The sequence below is a fragment of the Aurantimonas sp. A3-2-R12 genome (assembly GCF_036016755.1).
Classification (GTDB): Bacteria; Pseudomonadota; Alphaproteobacteria; order Rhizobiales; family Rhizobiaceae; genus Aurantimonas; species Aurantimonas coralicida_A.
The window spans coordinates 20,170-37,243 of sequence record NZ_JAYXIH010000010.1; the positions used below are offsets into that span (position 1 = coordinate 20,170).

The 17,074-nt window shown below is 63.2% G+C and carries 12 protein-coding genes; 10 read left to right on the forward strand and 2 right to left on the reverse strand.

The window, feature by feature from the left end; genetic code table 11:
- Positions 1–86: 86 nt before the first annotated feature.
- The 8 genes from ybgF to serA all read left to right on the forward strand — a co-directional run bounded on the left by ybgF (position 87) and on the right by serA (position 11,421).
- Positions 87–1,205, forward strand: coding sequence for a tol-pal system protein YbgF (ybgF, locus tag VSX60_RS07310; RefSeq protein WP_327623493.1), 1,119 nt, complete (start codon positions 87–89; stop codon positions 1,203–1,205).
- Positions 1,206–1,348: 143 nt separating this feature from the next.
- On the forward strand, positions 1,349–2,692 hold the full coding sequence (gene tilS / locus VSX60_RS07315; protein WP_327623494.1) for a tRNA lysidine(34) synthetase TilS: 1,344 nt from the start codon (positions 1,349–1,351) through the stop codon (positions 2,690–2,692).
- Between the two features lie 31 nt (positions 2,693–2,723).
- On the forward strand, positions 2,724–4,661 hold the full coding sequence (gene ftsH / locus VSX60_RS07320; protein ID WP_327623495.1) for an ATP-dependent zinc metalloprotease FtsH: 1,938 nt from the start codon (positions 2,724–2,726) through the stop codon (positions 4,659–4,661).
- Between the two features lie 193 nt (positions 4,662–4,854).
- Entirely contained in the window at positions 4,855–6,201 is a 1,347-nt protein-coding gene (gene glmM, locus VSX60_RS07325) for a phosphoglucosamine mutase (protein WP_327623496.1), read from the forward strand.
- Positions 6,202–6,320: 119 nt separating this feature from the next.
- Positions 6,321–7,241: an outer membrane protein gene (locus VSX60_RS07330; protein WP_327623497.1), complete on the forward strand. Its 921-nt coding sequence runs from the start codon at positions 6,321–6,323 to the stop codon at positions 7,239–7,241.
- 231 nt (positions 7,242–7,472) lie between these two features.
- The gene (locus tag VSX60_RS07335; protein ID WP_327623498.1) at positions 7,473–8,219 is read left to right on the forward strand and encodes an outer membrane protein; all 747 of its coding nucleotides are present in this window, start codon (positions 7,473–7,475) and stop codon (positions 8,217–8,219) included.
- A gap of 190 nt (positions 8,220–8,409) precedes the next feature.
- Positions 8,410–9,585: a phosphoserine transaminase gene (locus tag VSX60_RS07340; RefSeq protein WP_327623499.1), complete on the forward strand. Its 1,176-nt coding sequence runs from the start codon at positions 8,410–8,412 to the stop codon at positions 9,583–9,585.
- Between the two features lie 228 nt (positions 9,586–9,813).
- Positions 9,814–11,421, forward strand: coding sequence for a phosphoglycerate dehydrogenase (gene serA, locus VSX60_RS07345; RefSeq protein WP_327623500.1), 1,608 nt, complete (start codon positions 9,814–9,816; stop codon positions 11,419–11,421).
- Positions 11,422–11,463: 42 nt separating this feature from the next.
- Here the strand turns inward: serA and VSX60_RS07350 are convergent, their stop codons facing one another.
- A complete protein-coding gene (locus VSX60_RS07350) occupies positions 11,464–12,390 on the reverse strand; it encodes a DMT family transporter (RefSeq protein WP_327623501.1) in 927 nt (308 codons plus the stop codon).
- Between the two features lie 225 nt (positions 12,391–12,615).
- Between VSX60_RS07350 and VSX60_RS07355 the strand changes: the two genes are divergently transcribed.
- Together VSX60_RS07355 and VSX60_RS07360 are read left to right on the forward strand one after the other, a co-directional pair.
- Positions 12,616–13,908, forward strand: a complete 1,293-nt coding sequence (locus tag VSX60_RS07355; protein ID WP_327623502.1) for an adenylosuccinate synthase — start codon at positions 12,616–12,618, stop codon at positions 13,906–13,908.
- A gap of 52 nt (positions 13,909–13,960) precedes the next feature.
- Positions 13,961–15,841, forward strand: coding sequence for a hypothetical protein (locus VSX60_RS07360; protein ID WP_327623503.1), 1,881 nt, complete (start codon positions 13,961–13,963; stop codon positions 15,839–15,841).
- Positions 15,842–16,014: 173 nt separating this feature from the next.
- On the opposite strand, the gene rpoH is transcribed toward VSX60_RS07360, so the two are convergent.
- Complete coding sequence (gene rpoH / locus VSX60_RS07365) at positions 16,015–16,926, reverse strand: RNA polymerase sigma factor RpoH (RefSeq protein ID WP_327623504.1); 912 nt, start codon at positions 16,924–16,926, stop codon at positions 16,015–16,017.
- Positions 16,927–17,074 lie beyond the last annotated feature (148 nt).

Below are 17,074 nucleotides of genomic sequence, written 5' to 3' on the forward strand. Positions count from 1 at the left end.
AGAGTGTTCAGGGCGTCAAATTTTGGCCGAACTCGCTGGTTCCATGCTAAATGCGACCAAGCGTCGAAAGAGCCGGGCCTCGAAGGTTGAACGGACCCGCTCGCATCGCATTAGAGCGCCGTGCGTCCATCCGGACGTACAAAGGACGCTCTAACATTTTGATTGAGCATCGGAATGATCCAAAAACCGGATTCCACTTTTTGGTCCGATGCTCTAGCCTTCCATTGTCGAGAGAACCGTTGTCCATGACCTGCCGACCGCCGATCCTTGCCGCTTCCTGCCTTGCCTTGCTGATGGGCGTTTCGTCCGGTGCATCCGCGTATGAACCTGCTTTCGGTCTCGTCGCGGAGCGATCCAGCGGCGCGGGGGCAGCTTCTCTCGAGGAGGAAAACGCCGCTTTCCATCGCGAACAACCGGTCCGTCTGGCGCAGGCCGGCGACGCGATCGTTCGGCTTAATCATCTCGAGGATGAAATCCGCCGGCTCAACGGCAGGGTGGAGGAACTCAGCTTCCAGTTGCTCCAGGCGCAGGAAGACATGCGCAAGCAGCAGGAGGACAACGAGTTCCGCTTCCAGGAAATCGAAAAGGGAAGCGGCTCCGGTTCGACCGGTGAACGGCGCGGCGACGCGGCTCCCGCGGCGGACACAGATCCGGTTCGTATGGCCGCTCGCGGCGACTCGGCGAAGGATACATCCGGCGACGACGGCATCGGCCGCATTCTCGAGGGAGGCCTCGATACGGGTTCTTCCAGCGCCCCGACGGGGGACGCTTCAAACGCAACCACGACCGGTTCGTCGAGCACGGTCGCCGCGGTAACGCCGGAAGGGGCGGGGGATCTGTACGCCCTTGCCTACAATTATCTCCTGGCCGGGGATTACCAACTCGCCGAGCAGTCGTTTCGCCAATATGCGCAAACCTATCCGAACGCGAAGGATACGCCGGACGCGGAATACTGGCTGGGCGAAAGCCTGTTCCAGCAGCAGAAATACGCCGATGCCGCAGAAACCTTTCTCGATGCCCAGAAAAACTATCCCAAGAGCAGCAAAGCGCCGGACATGATGCTGAAGCTCGGCATGTCGTTGGCCAAGCTCGACAACCGCGAGACCGCCTGCGTGACCTTCAAGGAAGTGGCGCGGCGCTATCCGGCGATGAGCGCCAGTGTGAAGAGCAAGCTGGCCAGCGAGGCGAAGGCGGCAAACTGCTGAACGCGGAATCGGCCATCACAGCAAGCTTCCGCCTCCCGGAGGTTCCGCCAGGCGCCCAACCGCTTTCGTCGCGCGATCTCTGCGATTGTCTCGCCACCGCGATGGCGCAAGCCGCCAGCCGCATCGGCCGACCGAAACGCGCGGTGCTCGCGGTATCTGGCGGTCCAGACTCGCTGGCGCTGCTCCTGGCGGCGAGCGACGCGCGAAAAACCCCAGTTCTTTCCGACATCCAATTCGACGTCGTGACCGTCGATCATGGATTGCGCCAACGATCGGCCATCGAGGCGGATTTCGTCGCCAGCATCGCGCGTAGCCTTGCGCTCCCGCACAAAACGATGCGCTGGGCAAAGCCGGCCCACAGCGGCAACCTTCCCGCGGCCGCCCGCCGCGCCCGTTATGGCCTCCTCCTAGACGCGGCCCGCCAGAGCGGCGCAACCGTTATTCTGACCGCCCATCATCAGGACGACCAGTTGGAGACGCATCTCCTCGCGCGGGCGCGGGCGGCAGGTAACACAGGGTTGGCCGGCATGCGCTGGGTTCGTGATATCGCGCCCGGTGTAGCCCTCGTGCGTCCGTTTCTCGATGTGCCGGGCGGCCGGCTGAAAGCGACGGTCGCTGCCGCGGGGATGCGGGCCGTCGACGATCCCACCAATGCCGACGTGACCTACCATCGTGTCCGGCTGCGTCAGCAGTTGGCTGCCGGCGACATCGACCGGCGCCGACTGGAAATGGAGATCGCCAGTCATGCCGCGCGTCGTGACGCGGGCGAGGCAAAGCTGGCGGCGACGATCGGCACCATGGCGGCCAAGGGTGAATTCGCCGCCAGCGGCGGCGGCACGCTGGTTTTCGATCGTGCGGCGTTGGCCGCGATCGAACGCTCGACGGCGTTTTTGCTGATGCAGCGCGCCATCGCAGCTGTCGCGGGCGGCGACTACGCTCCGGGCGGGCGTTCCGTTATGCGCCTCGTCGATGCACTACGCGGGCCCGACGATCGGATCGCGGTGTCGCTCGGCGGGGCGCTGGTCGACGCACGATCCAGCGTTACGGTCGTGCGTGAGTTCGGACGCACGGGAATCGCCGGCCTGGCGCCGGCTGATCTCGCGAGCCACGTGGTTTTCGATGGCCGCTTCGATATCCGCCTCAGTCGCGACCATTGTAACCGTGGGGCGGGGATCGTCGCCTTCGGATCGCTGGGACGGGGCAACCGGATCGAACAATCCTTGCCCGTTCTGACAGTCGGGACCACTCTTGTCGCGGTGCCGGAGGCGCTGGCGCGAAAGGCCGGCGCCGGCGTCGACCGGCTCGAAATCGCCTCGCTGGTCGCGTGGCGTTTGATGCGTGATCTGCCGCTTTCGCGGTGCGATGCGGCGGTCGGAATGGTGACTGCAGTAACCAAAGGGCCAGAGAGCCCAAGCATTTTGCCGCAAAAGCGCCCGATGATGTTGGCAAGGAGGGGCTCACCACCTATCTTTGATGAAATCGTCTGAGCGGTCTCGGGCGGCCATCCCAGGATGACTGATGAACCAGAATTTTCGAAACTTCGCCCTCTGGGCGATCATAGCGCTGCTTTTGATCGCTCTGTTCCAGCTGTTTTCGAATGGCTCGCAGACCGCCGGAACCCGCGAGGTCCCCTATTCGCAGTTCCTGTCCGACGTCGATTCGGGCCGGGTGCAATCGGTGGTTATCCAGGGACCGCGGATCAGCGGAAAATATACCGACGGCGCCACGCCGTTCCAAACCTACGCGCCGGAAGACCCGGCGTTGGTCGGGCGGCTTGAGTCGAAGAACATTCAGATCAATGCCGCTCCTCCGGGCGATAACACTAATCCAATCTGGTCGATGCTGTTGTCGTTCGGTCCGATCCTCCTGATCCTCGCGGTCTGGATCTTCCTGATGCGGCAGATGCAGGGCGGCGCGGGCGGCAAGGCGATGGGCTTCGGCAAGTCGAAGGCCAAGCTTTTGACGGAAGCGCATGGCCGGGTCACCTTCCAGGATGTGGCCGGCGTCGACGAGGCGAAGCAGGATCTGGAGGAGATCGTCGAATTCCTGCGCGAGCCGCAGAAATTCCAGCGTCTGGGCGGCAAGATCCCCCGTGGCGTCTTGCTCGTGGGCCCTCCGGGCACGGGTAAGACCCTCTTGGCGCGTTCCGTCGCCGGCGAAGCGAATGTGCCGTTCTTCACGATTTCGGGCTCCGACTTCGTCGAAATGTTCGTCGGCGTCGGCGCGAGCCGCGTGCGGGACATGTTCGAGCAGGCCAAGAAGAACAGCCCCTGCATCATCTTCATCGATGAGATCGACGCTGTCGGGCGGCATCGTGGTGCTGGTCTCGGCGGCGGCAACGACGAACGTGAGCAGACGCTGAACCAGTTGCTGGTCGAGATGGACGGCTTCGAGGCAAATGAGGGGGTCATCCTGATTGCGGCGACCAACCGTCCGGACGTGCTCGACCCCGCGTTGCTGCGGCCGGGCCGCTTCGACAGGCAGGTGATGGTGCCGAATCCGGACGTCAACGGTCGCGAGAAGATCCTCAAGGTCCATGTCCGCAACGTGCCGTTGGCGCCCAATGTCGATCTAAGGACGATCGCGCGCGGCACCCCCGGCTTCTCGGGCGCGGATCTTGCCAATCTCGTCAACGAGGCGGCGCTGATGGCGGCGCGCCGCGCCAAGCGGCTGGTCACCATGCTGGAGTTCGAGGACGCCAAGGACAAGGTCATGATGGGCGCCGAGAGACGCTCCATGGCCATGACCGAAGAGGAAAAGAAGCTCACCGCCTATCATGAGGCCGGTCATGCTCTCGTCGGTATCTACGAGCCGTTCAACGATCCGCTGCACAAGGTGACGATCATCCCGCGTGGCCGGGCGCTGGGCGTCACCATGAACCTGCCGGAGCGCGACCGCTACGGCATGCGCAAGAACGAGATGGAAGCCCGGCTGGCGATGATTTTCGGTGGTCGTGCCGCCGAGGAGATCATCTATGGCCTGGAGAACGTCACCACCGGCGCCTCCAATGACATCCAGCAGGCGACCAACATGGCCCGCGCGATGGTCATGGAATACGGCATGAGCGATAAGCTGGGACGGCTGCGCTATAAGGACAATCAGGACGAGGTGTTCCTCGGTCATTCGGTCTCGCACCAGCAGAACATGTCCGAGGACACGGCACGGCTGATCGATTCGGAAGTGCGGGAAATCATCGAGGCGGCCGAGAACAAGGCGCGCCGTATCCTCAACGAGCATATCGACGATCTGCATATGATCGCCAAGGCTTTGCTCGAATACGAGACGCTTTCGGGCGTCGAGGTCCATGATCTGCTGGCGGGGCGGACCCTAGCCCGCGACATGGGCGATGATACGCCGCCGTCGCGCGGTTCCGCCGTGCCGAAGGCGGGGACCGGTCGGCCGGCGAGCCCGCGCGACGACAAGGCCGGCGACGGACTCGAACCGCAGCCGACCTGACCGGACGGTTTCGGACCCAAATGCAAGGAAAAGAGCGGCCTGGTGCCGCTCTTTTCCTTTGCAAGAGGCGGCTTCGCGTCGTGTGTCGTTGGCCGCACCATCCTGGTAACCGATCCATGCGACATTGTGCGCGCCGAGCGCCGTCCGCTAGAAGGGGACGGGGCGTAACCATCAGCTGACGACGGGATCATCGATGGGCAGAAAATATTTCGGAACCGACGGCATCCGGGGCACGGCGAATCGGCATCCGATGACGCCGGAAATCGCCATGAAGGTCGGTATGGCCGCGGGGCTCGCCTTCCAGCGTGGCAGCTACCGACATCGCGTGGTGATCGGCAAGGACACGCGGTTGTCGAGCTACATGATCGAGAACGCGATGGTCGCCGGATTTACGTCAGCGGGCATGGACGTCTTTTTGCTCGGCCCGATGCCGACCCCGGCCGTTGCGATGTTGACCCGCTCGCTGCGCGCCGACATCGGCGTCATGATCTCCGCATCCCACAATCCGTTCGAGGACAACGGGATCAAGCTATTCGGCCCCGAGGGCTACAAGCTCTCGGACGATATCGAACAGACCATCGAGGGCCTTCTCGACCAGGATCTGAGCGCGCGCCTCGCCACCGGAAACCGGCTTGGGCGTGCCAAGCGCGTGGACGGCGTGCATGATCGCTACATCGAGTTCGCCAAGCGGACGCTGCCGCGCGAGCTTTCGCTCGAAGGAATTCGGGTCGCGATTGATTGCGCGAACGGCGCCGGGTACAGCGTTGCGCCCGAGGTCCTCTGGGAACTCGGGGCGGAAGTCATCAAAATCGGGATCAGTCCCGACGGTACGAACATCAACCACAATTGCGGCTCGACAGCTCCGGGAGCGCTCGCCGCCAAGGTGAAGGAAGTTCGGGCGGACATCGGGATCGCCCTCGATGGTGACGCTGATCGCGTGCTGATCGTCGACGAGCGCGGTTCGGTTGTCGACGGCGACCAGTTGATGGCGGTGATCGCCGAGAGCTGGTCGGAGGACGGCCGCCTGGCCGCCGGCGGCATCGTCGCGACCATCATGTCCAATCTCGGCCTTGAGCGCTTTCTGGAAGCTCGGCACCTGCAACTCGCCCGCACCAAGGTCGGCGATCGCTACGTGGTCGAACATATGCGCGAGCACGGCTACAATGTCGGCGGGGAGCAGTCCGGCCATATCGTCCTCTCCGACTTCGGGACGACCGGCGACGGGCTGGTCTCGGCGCTTCAGGTTCTCGCTGTCGTCAAGCGAAAGGGGGGAACGGTGTCGGAAGTCTGCCGACGGTTCGACCCGGTGCCGCAGATTTTGAAGAACGTGCGGTTTTCGGGCGGGGAGCCTTTGGAGCGAGACCGCGTGCAGGACGCGATTAGCGCCGGGCGGGAGCGTTTGGGCAATAGTGGGCGGTTGGTGATCCGTCCGTCCGGGACCGAGCCATTGATCCGGGTGATGGCTGAAGGCGACGATCGGGCGCTGGTGTTGTCCGTGGTGGACGACATCGTCGGTGCTCTCAAGCAAGCCGCTGCGTAAAGCCCCAATTGCATCGGTTTTGTGCTAATTTTTTCGTGTAAACCCTCAGTTAACCAATGCGATTTACCGTGTTCATTAAGGTAACGGTGTGCCAATCCCGGCAGCCGATTGAACCGGAGATGATCGCTATGAATTCGAGACTTGTGACGACCGTCGCCGTCGTCGGTGCGTTGTCCTTACTCGCAGCCACCGCCAACGCCGCCGATGTTATCGAGGAGCCCCCGGTGTACATCCCACCGGCGCCGGTGGAAGAAGTGTCGACTGCGGGCTGGTACCTGCGCGGTGACGTCGGCTACGTTTTCGAGAGTGAAACCTCGGGCAAATATGGCTATTTGCGCGGCGGCTACGGCGGCGGCGACTTCGTCCAGTACTATCACTATGACAACATCGAAACCGACAGCGCCTTCATGGTCGGCGGCGGTCTCGGCTATCGCTTCAATGCATTCGCCCGCATGGACCTGACGGCCGACTACTTCACTGCGGACGTGACGGGTTCGTCGAACTGCGTCGATGTACCGAGCGCCTATTGCAGCTATGCGGACAGCTCGGAGATCGACGTCTGGACCGTGATGGCCAACGCCTATGTGGATCTCGGCACCTACGGACGGTTCACGCCTTATGTCGGCGGTGGCGCAGGTGTCGCCAACGTCTCCTACGGCACGATGAACAACAAGTTCGAATGCAATGGCGGCTTTACCGCAACCAACTGTGGCGAGACCTTCACTCACGAAGGAATGTCCGAGTGGCGCTTTGCTTATTCGCTCATGGCGGGCGCGAGCATCGACATCACGCAGAACCTGAAGTTCGACGCCGGATACAAGTATACCCGCATCGCCGAAGGCGAGGCGTTTGGTTGGGACGCGCAGGACATCGCCAACGGCGCCAGTGGCGTCCAGGGCTATGACCACGGCTACGATCTGCATGCGGTCCGCGCGGGCCTTCGCTACGAATTTGGCGGCGGTGGCTTCGGCAAGGGCAAGGGCAAGGCGCCGGTTTATGCTCCTGACCCGGTCTATGCGCAGGACGTAGTCTTCAAGTAAGCCAAGCGTTCGCAATCCACGGTTCAAAGAAAGGCCGCCGCCCGTGAAAGGGCGGCGGCGTTTCGCGTTCTGCCAGCACTTCGGATCCCGGGGGGTACCTCGCTCGGTCAACAATCACGGTTAAGGAACACGGTTAATCGGGCTTTAAGCTTTCACTGCGACGGTAACCACCAGACGCCACCTTCGCTTCGGCGGGTGGCATGAGGCGGAACGGCAGTGGGAAGCGGAGCCATGACTATCACCAGGACATTGATTGCGAGCGTACTCGCGCTCGGCACAACAATCCCGGCTGCTCAAGCCGCCGACCTGCCGCCGATCTATGCGGAACCAATCTACCAGGACGTCCCGGAACTGGTTCCGGTCGAGATCGGCAACGGCTGGTATTTGCGCGGGGACGTTTCCTACGACTTCGACAGCGACGTTTCCGTTGCAGGCAGCAGCCGGGCTGAAATGAAGTTCGAGAACGGCTACGACCTTGGGGCGGGGTTCGGTTATCGGTTCACGGACTTCTTCCGGGCCGACGTGACGGCGCGCTATTCGAAGTTCGATGTCAATTTCGGACCCGTCGCGACCTACAATCCCTATGTCCTCTCCAGCGACGCCGAGACGTGGGAACTGATGGCCAATGCCTATGTCGATCTAGGCACCTTCATCGGTTTCACGCCCTATCTCGGCGCCGGTGCGGGCGCGGTGCAGGTGGATTACGGCATCAACTGTACGAGTGGCACCAATGATTGCGCCACGGTGACCGGCGCGTCCTACGCTGACACCAAGGACTGGCGCTTCGCCTATTCCCTGATGGCCGGCGTCGCCTACGATGTGACGCAGAATGTCGCGATCGACATTGGCTACCGCTACCTCAACGTCGAAGCCGGTGATCTCTTCGGCCTGCAAGGCAACGGCATCGATTATGCGCTTCGGGACGATGGTTTTGATCGTCATACGATTCAGGCCGGCATCCGCTATTCGCTCTGGTAGGAGTTTCAGCTTCACCAAACAAACGGCGGGGCCTTGGCTCCGCCGTTTGTCGTTTCAGGCGCGGCACGGCGGGTCGCCGAATGTCCGCCGCCACCAAATTGCCGCTTGACCAAGGACCGGGAGGGGGAGTAGCGCCATCCGCGGGACACGCCTCCCCAACGAGGCGCTTCTATCTGTGAGGGTAGCTCAGATGGCAAATACCGCGAAGCCGGACCTGCGTCCGGCCAATCCCCGTTTTTCTTCCGGCCCCTGCGCGAAACGACCCGGTTGGTCGTTCGATGTGCTCGCCGATGCCGCGCTCGGTCGCTCGCATCGCGCCAAGGTCGGCAAATCCAAACTGCAACAGGCGATCGACGACACCCGGGATATTCTCGGCGTTCCTGCCGACTATCGCATCGGCATCGTGCCGGCGTCCGATACCGGCGCGGTCGAGATGGCGATGTGGTCGCTGCTCGGCGAACGCGGCGTCGATGTTCTGGCCTGGGAATCCTTCGGCGCCGGCTGGGTGACCGACGCGATCAAGCAGTTGAAGCTCGACGACGCGCGCAGCTTCGAGGCTCCTTATGGCGAGATCGTCGACTTCGCCCAGGTCGATTTCGACCGCGATGTTGTCTTTACCTGGAACGGCACGACGTCCGGCGTGCGGATGCCGAATGGCGACGCTATTCCGGCGGATCGCAAGGGCCTCACCATCTGTGATGCGACCTCGGCCGCGTTTGCGCAGGATCTGCCCTACGACAAGCTGGATGTCGTCACCTTCTCCTGGCAGAAGGTGCTTGGCGGCGAGGCGGCACACGGGATGCTGATCCTTAGCTCACGCGCGGTCGCGCGGTTGGAAAGCCACAAGCCGGCCTGGCCGCTGCCGAAGATCTTCCGCCTGACCAAGGGCGGCAAGCTCATCGAAGGCATCTTCAAGGGCGAGACGATCAACACCCCGTCCATGCTGTGTGTCGAGGACTATCTCGACGCGCTGGCGTGGTCGAAAGAGATCGGCGGCCTCGCAGCCCTGAAGGCCCGTGCGAACGCCAATCTCGCGGCCGTCGAGACCTATGTCGTGGCCAATCCGTGGCTGTCCTTCCTGGCCGCGGACAAGGCGCTGCGCTCCAATACCTCGGTCTGCCTCACCTTTGCCGATCCGGCGGTCAAGCGGCTCACGGCCGACCAACAGGCCGCCTTCGCGAAGAGCGTCGCCGCGCTGCTGGAGAAGGAGGGCGTGGCCCTCGACATCGGCGCGTATCGCGACGCGCCTCCGGGCCTGCGCATCTGGTGTGGCGCGACGGTCGAAACCGCCGACGTCGCAGCGCTGATGCCCTGGATCGGCTGGGCCTACGCCGTGCAGAAGGCGAATCTCGACCAGGCCGCCTGAGGCGTGCGCCATTTCTTTCCCGCTTGCGGGAGAGGGTGGACGGCGCGCAGCGCCGGCCGGGTGAGGGTTTGACGAGCGCGTCTCTTCCTCCACCTCGACGCCGTCGCTCTACGAAGCCCACATCCGCCCCTTCGGGGCACCTTCTTCCCATCAGGGAGAAGAACGGCGTCGCCGCCATCGCTAACGCGTTCGATCAATCCGTTCCCCATTTTTCCAAGGACCATTCCCATGGCACCCCGCGTTCTCGTTTCCGACAAGCTGTCCAAGACCGCCGTCCAGATCTTCGCCGACTGTGGCATCGAGGTCGACTACATGCCCGATCTCGGCAAGGACAAGGACAAGCTCCTCGAAGTCATCGGTCAGTATGACGGCCTCGCCATCCGCTCGGCCACCAAGGTCACGGAAAAGCTCATCCAGGCCGCGACCAAGCTAAAGGTCGTCGGCCGCGCCGGCATCGGCGTCGACAATGTCGACATTCCGGCCGCCAGCCGGAAGGGAATCATCGTGATGAACACGCCCTTCGGCAACTCGATCACTACCGCCGAACACGCGATCGCGCTGATGTTCGCTGTTGCCCGCCAGCTGCCCGCCGCCGACGCCTCGACCCAGGCCGGCAAGTGGGAGAAGAACCGCTTCATGGGCGTCGAAATCACCGGCAAAACGCTCGGCATTATCGGTTGCGGCAATATCGGCGCCATCGTCGCGACCCGCGCCGTCGGACTGAAGATGCGGGTCATCGCCTTCGACCCGTTCCTGTCGGCGGACCGCGCCGCGCAACTCGGCATCGAAAAGGTCGAACTCGACGATCTCTTCAAGCGGTCCGACTTCATCACCCTGCACACGCCGATGACCGACAAGACCAAGGGCATTATCGACAAGGCGGCGATCACCAAGATGAAGGATGACGTCAGGATCGTGAATTGCGCGCGTGGCGGCCTGATCGTCGAGGCGGATCTGGCCGAGGCGATCAAGTCCGGCAAGGTGGCGGGCGCCGGCGTCGATGTGTTCGAGACGGAGCCGGCGACGAACTCGCCGCTCTTCGGTCTTGAGAACGTCGTCTGCACGCCGCATCTGGGCGCATCGACCTCCGAGGCGCAGGAGAATGTCGCGCTCCAGGTCGCCGAGCAGATGTCGGACTACCTGATCCGGGGCGCAGTCGCGAACGCCATCAACATGCCGTCGATCACGGCCGAGGAAGCGCCGATCCTGACGCCATTCGTCCAGCTCGCCGAGTGCCTCGGCGCTTTCGCCGGACAGGTCACCGAGGAGGCGATCAAGTCGGTGGAAATCACCTATGACGGCAGCGTCGCGGCGATGAATACGCGGGCGCTGACCAGCGCGACGCTGGCCGGGTTGATGAAGAGCCAGGTCTCGGACGTCAACATGGTCTCGGCGCCGATCATGGCGAAGGAACGCGGCATCCAGCTGACCGAGTCGCGGCGCGACAAGTCGGGCGTCTTCGACAGCTATATCAAGCTGACGGTCGTCACCGAAAAGCAGACCCGGTCCGTTGCCGGAACCGTTTTTTCCGACGGCAAGCCTCGCTTCATCCAGATCAAGGGCATCAATCTCGACGCCGAAGTCGGCCGGCACATGGTTTATACGACCAATAACGACGCGCCGGGCATCATTGGTCTGCTCGGCACGGTGTTCGGCAAGGCAGGCGTCAACATCGCCAACTTCCAGCTCGGTCGCGACCGGCCCGGCGGCAACGCGATCGCGCTGCTCTACGTCGATTCGCCGGTGCCTGAAGATGTGCTGGACGCGGTGCGCGCCCACAAGGAGATCGCCAGCGCCAAACCCTTGCGCTTCGACGTCGCGGACGTCGCCGGCTGATTTGACAGGCCAGATCGTTCTGATCGAGACGGCGTCCCGTGATTATCGGGGCGCCGTTTTTGTATCCGGCGTTCGATGCCGTCTCGCAGCCCCGCGTTCGGCCAACATGATGCCGCCGAGAACGAAAGCGAGCGCGATAATGTGGTAGGTGCGAAGTGTCTCGCCGATGACCAATACGGCGAGGATCGCGCCGAAGATCGGCACCAGATTGATGAACAGATTGGCGCGGTTCGGTCCGATCATCTCGACGCCGCGGATGTAGAGCGACTGGGCGATGAGCGAGGGAAAGATCGCCGTGTAGAGCGCGGCGGAGAGGCCTTGGCCGTCGGGCAGGCGCGTATCGCCCATGGCCCACTCCGCCGCCGCGAAGGGCACCGAGACGACCAAGGCGGAGGCGGCGAGCATGAAGATCGTCGAACGCCAGTTCAGCACCGGCTTGAACCGCAGGGCCACCGTGTAACCGCCGTAAAGCAGCACGGCGATCATCATCAAGGCGTCGCCGCGATTGAGGTCGAGGGCCAGAAGCGCCGACGGTTCGCCATGCGAGGCGGTCAGTACGACGCCGACCAAGGTCAGGGAGAAGCCGACGATTTGGAAGGACGAAACGGGCATGCGGAAGAGCAGGAAGTTCGCCATCAACACGATCAACGGCATCGCCGATTGCTCGATCGTCACGTTGATCGCCGTGGTGTAGTTCAACGCCAGATAGAAGATCGCGTTGAAGGTGGCGAAACCGAGCGCGCCGAGCGCGAAGAGAAACGGCAGGTTGCGCCGGATCACGGGCCACTCCCGGCGCACGTCGCGGAGCGCGAAGGGCGCCATGAACAGGCACGCGAAAGTCCAGCGTAGCAAGGTGAGCAGCATCGGCGAGACGTGCCCGACGGCGAGCTTGCCCGCGATCGCATTGCCGCCCCACAACAGGGCCACCGTCGCCAGGATAAGGTAAGGATGCCGGAAGCGAGATGTCATGGCTTTGCGTTTACGTGGACGGGGCCGGGTCGCATAGGGGGCTTGCGGTCAAATAAGCATGCCTGATGAAATTGGGGCTTTGCGCTCGCTGAGCGAACGAAGCCGCCCGGCCGGGCATTTTCCGCGAGTTCGGTCGCTTCACGCCCTCGCTTCCGGCGGGGTGCTTGACTATAGTCCGCGCGCCTCGCACCAGGCGGGCGGGCGAAAATTGCAAGAGGACTGTTAATGGCCAACGTCGTCGTCGTCGGATCGCAATGGGGAGACGAGGGTAAGGGGAAGATTGTCGACTGGCTGTCGGAACGGGCGGACGTGGTCGTGCGGTTTCAGGGCGGGCACAATGCCGGCCATACGCTCGTCGTCGACGGGACGTCCTACAAGCTCTCGCTGCTGCCGTCGGGTGTTGTTCGCAAGGGCAAGTTGTCGGTGATCGGCAATGGCGTCGTTTTCGATCCCCATGCTTTCGTTGCGGAGAAAAAGCGTCTCGAGGCGCAGGGCGTTTCGATCGATCCCCAGTCGCTGCGTATCGCCGACAACGCGGCGCTGATTCTCTCGCTGCATCGCGAACTCGACGCGACGCGGGAAAATGCCAGTGTCGGCACCAAGATCGGCACGACCGGGCGCGGCATCGGCCCGGCCTACGAGGACAAGGTCGGCCGGCGTGCGCTACGGGTCATGGATCTGGCGCATCCCGACAGCCTGCCGGACCGGATCGATCGCCTGCTCGCCCACCACAATGCCTTGCGGCGCGGTCTTGGGCAGAATGAGATCGACCCGGCGACGATCCTCGACGAACTGACCTCTATCGCCGATGAAATCACGCCTTTTATCGACCGCGTCTGGCGGCTTCTCGACGAGCGGCGCAAGGCCGGCGATCGTATCCTGTTCGAGGGTGCCCAAGGAACGTTGCTCGACATCGACCATGGCACCTACCCCTTCGTGACCTCCTCCAACACGGTTGCCGGGCAGGCGTCGGCCGGTTCGGGCCTTGGGCCCGGCAGTATCGGCTTCGTCCTCGGCATCACCAAGGCCTACACGACGCGGGTGGGGGAAGGGCCGTTCCCCAGCGAGCAGGATAACGAGATTGGCCGTTTTCTTGGTGAGAAGGGCCGCGAGTTCGGCACCGTCACCGGCCGCAAGCGCCGTTGCGGCTGGTTCGACGCGGTTCTCGTGCGTCAAGCGGTCGCCCTCAACGGCATCGACGGGCTCGCATTGACCAAATTAGATGTGTTAGATGGTCTTGAGGAGATCAAGATCGTCGTCGGTTACAATCTGGATGGCAAGCAAATCGACTATCTTCCTGCCAGTCTTTCAGAGCAACAGCGGGTCAAGCCCATCTTCGAGACTTTGGAAGGCTGGAAAGATACGACCGCTGGCGCGCGGCGCTGGAACGATCTTCCGGCCCAAGCCGTCAAATATGTCAGACACATAGAAGAATTGGTGCAGGCGCCGGTGACGCTTCTGTCGACCTCGCCCGAGCGGGACGACACAATACTTGTTCGCGATCCGTTTCAGGATTAGAGTCGGGACGCCGGGACACCAGAAAATCAAGACAAGTGAGTGACTGCGATCCATGGCGGACTTGAGCGGCGTACTTCGTAAAACCATCGACGGCCTGCCGCGCGCTACGCCGCAGATGCGCGCTAAGGTCTATGATAAGGCCCGCGCGGCAATTCAAAGGCAGATCGACGGGGCGAATCCACCGTTGGCCGAGACCGTCGTCGCCACTCGGCTCGCCGCGCTTGAGGACGCGATCGCGCGCACCGAACAGCATTATACCAGCCCAACGGATGGCGAGCCGGACGACGATCTGGCGGCGCTCCTGGCGGCCGATACGTCGGAAGCACGGGGCAGACCCGGCGGGGGCCGTTCGGATACACCAGCGCCGGAGGCCTGGGTGGGCGCGAGCGAAACTCCCGCTCCGCCAGTGCCGAAAGCCGTCTTGCCGAAGGCTCCTTCGCTGCCCGGCCACTCCCTGGAACAGGGCGGTGGGACACCCGATTCGCGGGCCAATTCAGGCGACCGGGCGACGGAGCGGAGCGGGAGTGGGATCGTCGATTCGGTCTTCCCGGGACTGAAGAAATCCGCAGCGACGCCGCGTCATGAGCCGCCGCCGTTTTTCCCGATCGCGACGGAGGAACCCGAGGCGGCGGCCGGGCCATCCCCCGTCGGTTCCCCGTTCATCGTTCCCACCGCATCCGGGGCGGCGCGCCGCGAGGCCGACGGAACCCATGACGATGCATTCTATGACGACGAAAGAATTCCCGCGGGCATCCGCACAGACGACGACATCCCGGAGGCTGATGTTTCAGGCCCGCGCTATTCGCCGCGCGGGAAGCGGAAAGGATCGGGCAAAGGGCGTTCGCTGATCGCCGCAACTCTCGTTATCGTCCTCTTGGGTGGTCTCGGAGCCGTTGGATGGACCTATCGCGACCAGATCGAGGCATTGCTGGTCGCTCCATCGGATCTCGACAATATCGCCACTACGACAGACAAAGAGCCGGCGGCCGCGAACGGCGGAACGGCAGCGGCCACCGGCGAGTCGGTTTCGCAAAGCCCCGATGCGAGCGGACCGGGAGAGACCGGCATAAGTGACGTGGCTGGCGCCGAGGCGCCGCGGGGCCAATCGGCCCGGCAATTCACCCAACGGCTGCTTCCCGATGGGACCGAAGTGGACGAGGGACCGGCGGGGGGCGAGCCCAACGCGTTCGACGAGGGAACGGATATCGCCCCGGCATCGCCGGTACCGGCGGAATCCTCCGCATCGCCGACCATCCGCAGCGAAATCGGGGAGGACCCCGCTGTGGTCGGCGCCGCACCCGCGGAGGCGCAGACGCCGGTTGCCGGTGAAGAAGCCGCAAGCCCCGAAGTTGCGGCTGTCGAACCGGCCACCGGCAACACGCCCGCCGTGGCGCAAAAGGCGGTGTTCTACCAAGAGCGGACGGAAACGACGTCCGGCACGCAGGAAGGCGGCAATGTCGTCTGGTCGGTGGTCAACGAATCGCCGAGCGAGGGGCAGCCTCCGGAACCGGCGATCCGCGCCGTCGCCGAGGTTCCGGATGAAAATCTCAAGATGACGATGACCATTCGCCGGAACGCCGATCCGACGCTGCCGGCAAGCCACGTCATCGAGCTTCTCTTCACCACACCGGCGAATTTCAGCGGCGGCGGCGTCGCCAACGTGCAGCGTCTGGCACTGAAAGCGACTGAGCAGGCGCGGGGCGAGCCGCTGATCGGAGTCGCGGGCAAGATCTCCGACGGCTTCTTCATCATCGCCCTGAACAATCTCGAACAGGCGATGCAGAGCAATCTTTCGCTGCTGAAAAGCGAACAATGGATCGATATTCCGATCGCTTACGAGACTGGGCGGCGGGCGTTGATGTCGATCGAGAAGGGGATTCCGGGTGATCGCGTTTTCAAGGAAGCTCTGGACGCCTGGAACGCAAAAACCTGACGATCTTTCCAAGCTCTTTGGCGAGGTCGCCCGTCTCGCTCGATCTGGAGATGTGATCGCGCATCGGTCGCCGCCCGTGCCGCGCAATCGCGGTCGATGATCTGAACAAAAAAAGGACCGGTGCGCCATGGAGCGAACCGGTCCTTTGCTTTTTCAGTCGGCTGTCGTGTCGGTCAGGCGCTGGCCTGGTCAACCGACCGCAGTGCTCGATGCGCCGCCTCGGCAGTGTCCCGAACGGCCTTTTGCACCTTTTCGAAGGCCCGGACCTCGATCTGGCGCACGCGCTCACGGCTGATGTCGAACTCGCCGGAGAGCGCCTCGAGTGTCAGCGGGTCTTCGGAGAGACGACGCGCCTGGAAGATGCGCCGTTCCCGATCGTTGAGGACATCCATCGCATTGTTCAACATGCCGCGACGCTGATCGAGCTCATCCTCGCGCGCGAGCGAATCCTCTTGCGATTCGCTGTCGTCGACGAGCCAATCCTGCCATTCGCCGGACTCGCCCTCGGTGGCCCGCAACGGCGCGTTCAGCGAGGCATCGCCGGAGAGGCGGCGGTTCATCGAGACGACTTCCTCGGCCGAAACGCCCAGCTGGGTGGCGATCTGGTCGACCTGATCCGGCCGCAGATCACCCTCTTCAAGGGCCTGGATGCGGCTCTTCATCTTGCGAAGGTTGAAGAACAGACGCTTTTGGTTTGCGGTCGTGCCCATCTTCACGAGGCTCCACGAGCGCAGGATATATTCCTGAATCGAAGCCTTGATCCACCACATGGCGTAGGTCGCCAGGCGGAAACCCCGCTCCGGATCGAAACGTTTGACCGCCTGCATCAGGCCGACATTGCCTTCGGAAACGACTTCGCCGATGGGCAACCCGTAACCGCGATAGCCCATTGCGATCTTGGCGACGAGGCGCAGATGACTGGTCACCAGCCGGTGTGCCGCGTCACGGTCGTCGTGTTCCGCATAGCGCTTGGCCAGCATGTATTCTTCCTGAGGCTCCAGCATCGGGAACCGGCGGATCTCCTCCAAATAGCGGCTGAGACCGGCTTCACCCGAAGCGATACTGGGAAGATTAGCTTGGGCCATTCGTTGCCCTCCATCGTTGAATCGGCCGCTTCAAAAGAACCGGCCGGGTCGCGAACTGCACATACCCCGTTCGCGCAGACCTTATTATATAGGGTTTGGTGCACCGAATTCACGGCACAATCGCGTGTCACGCAGTGTGAACGAGCCT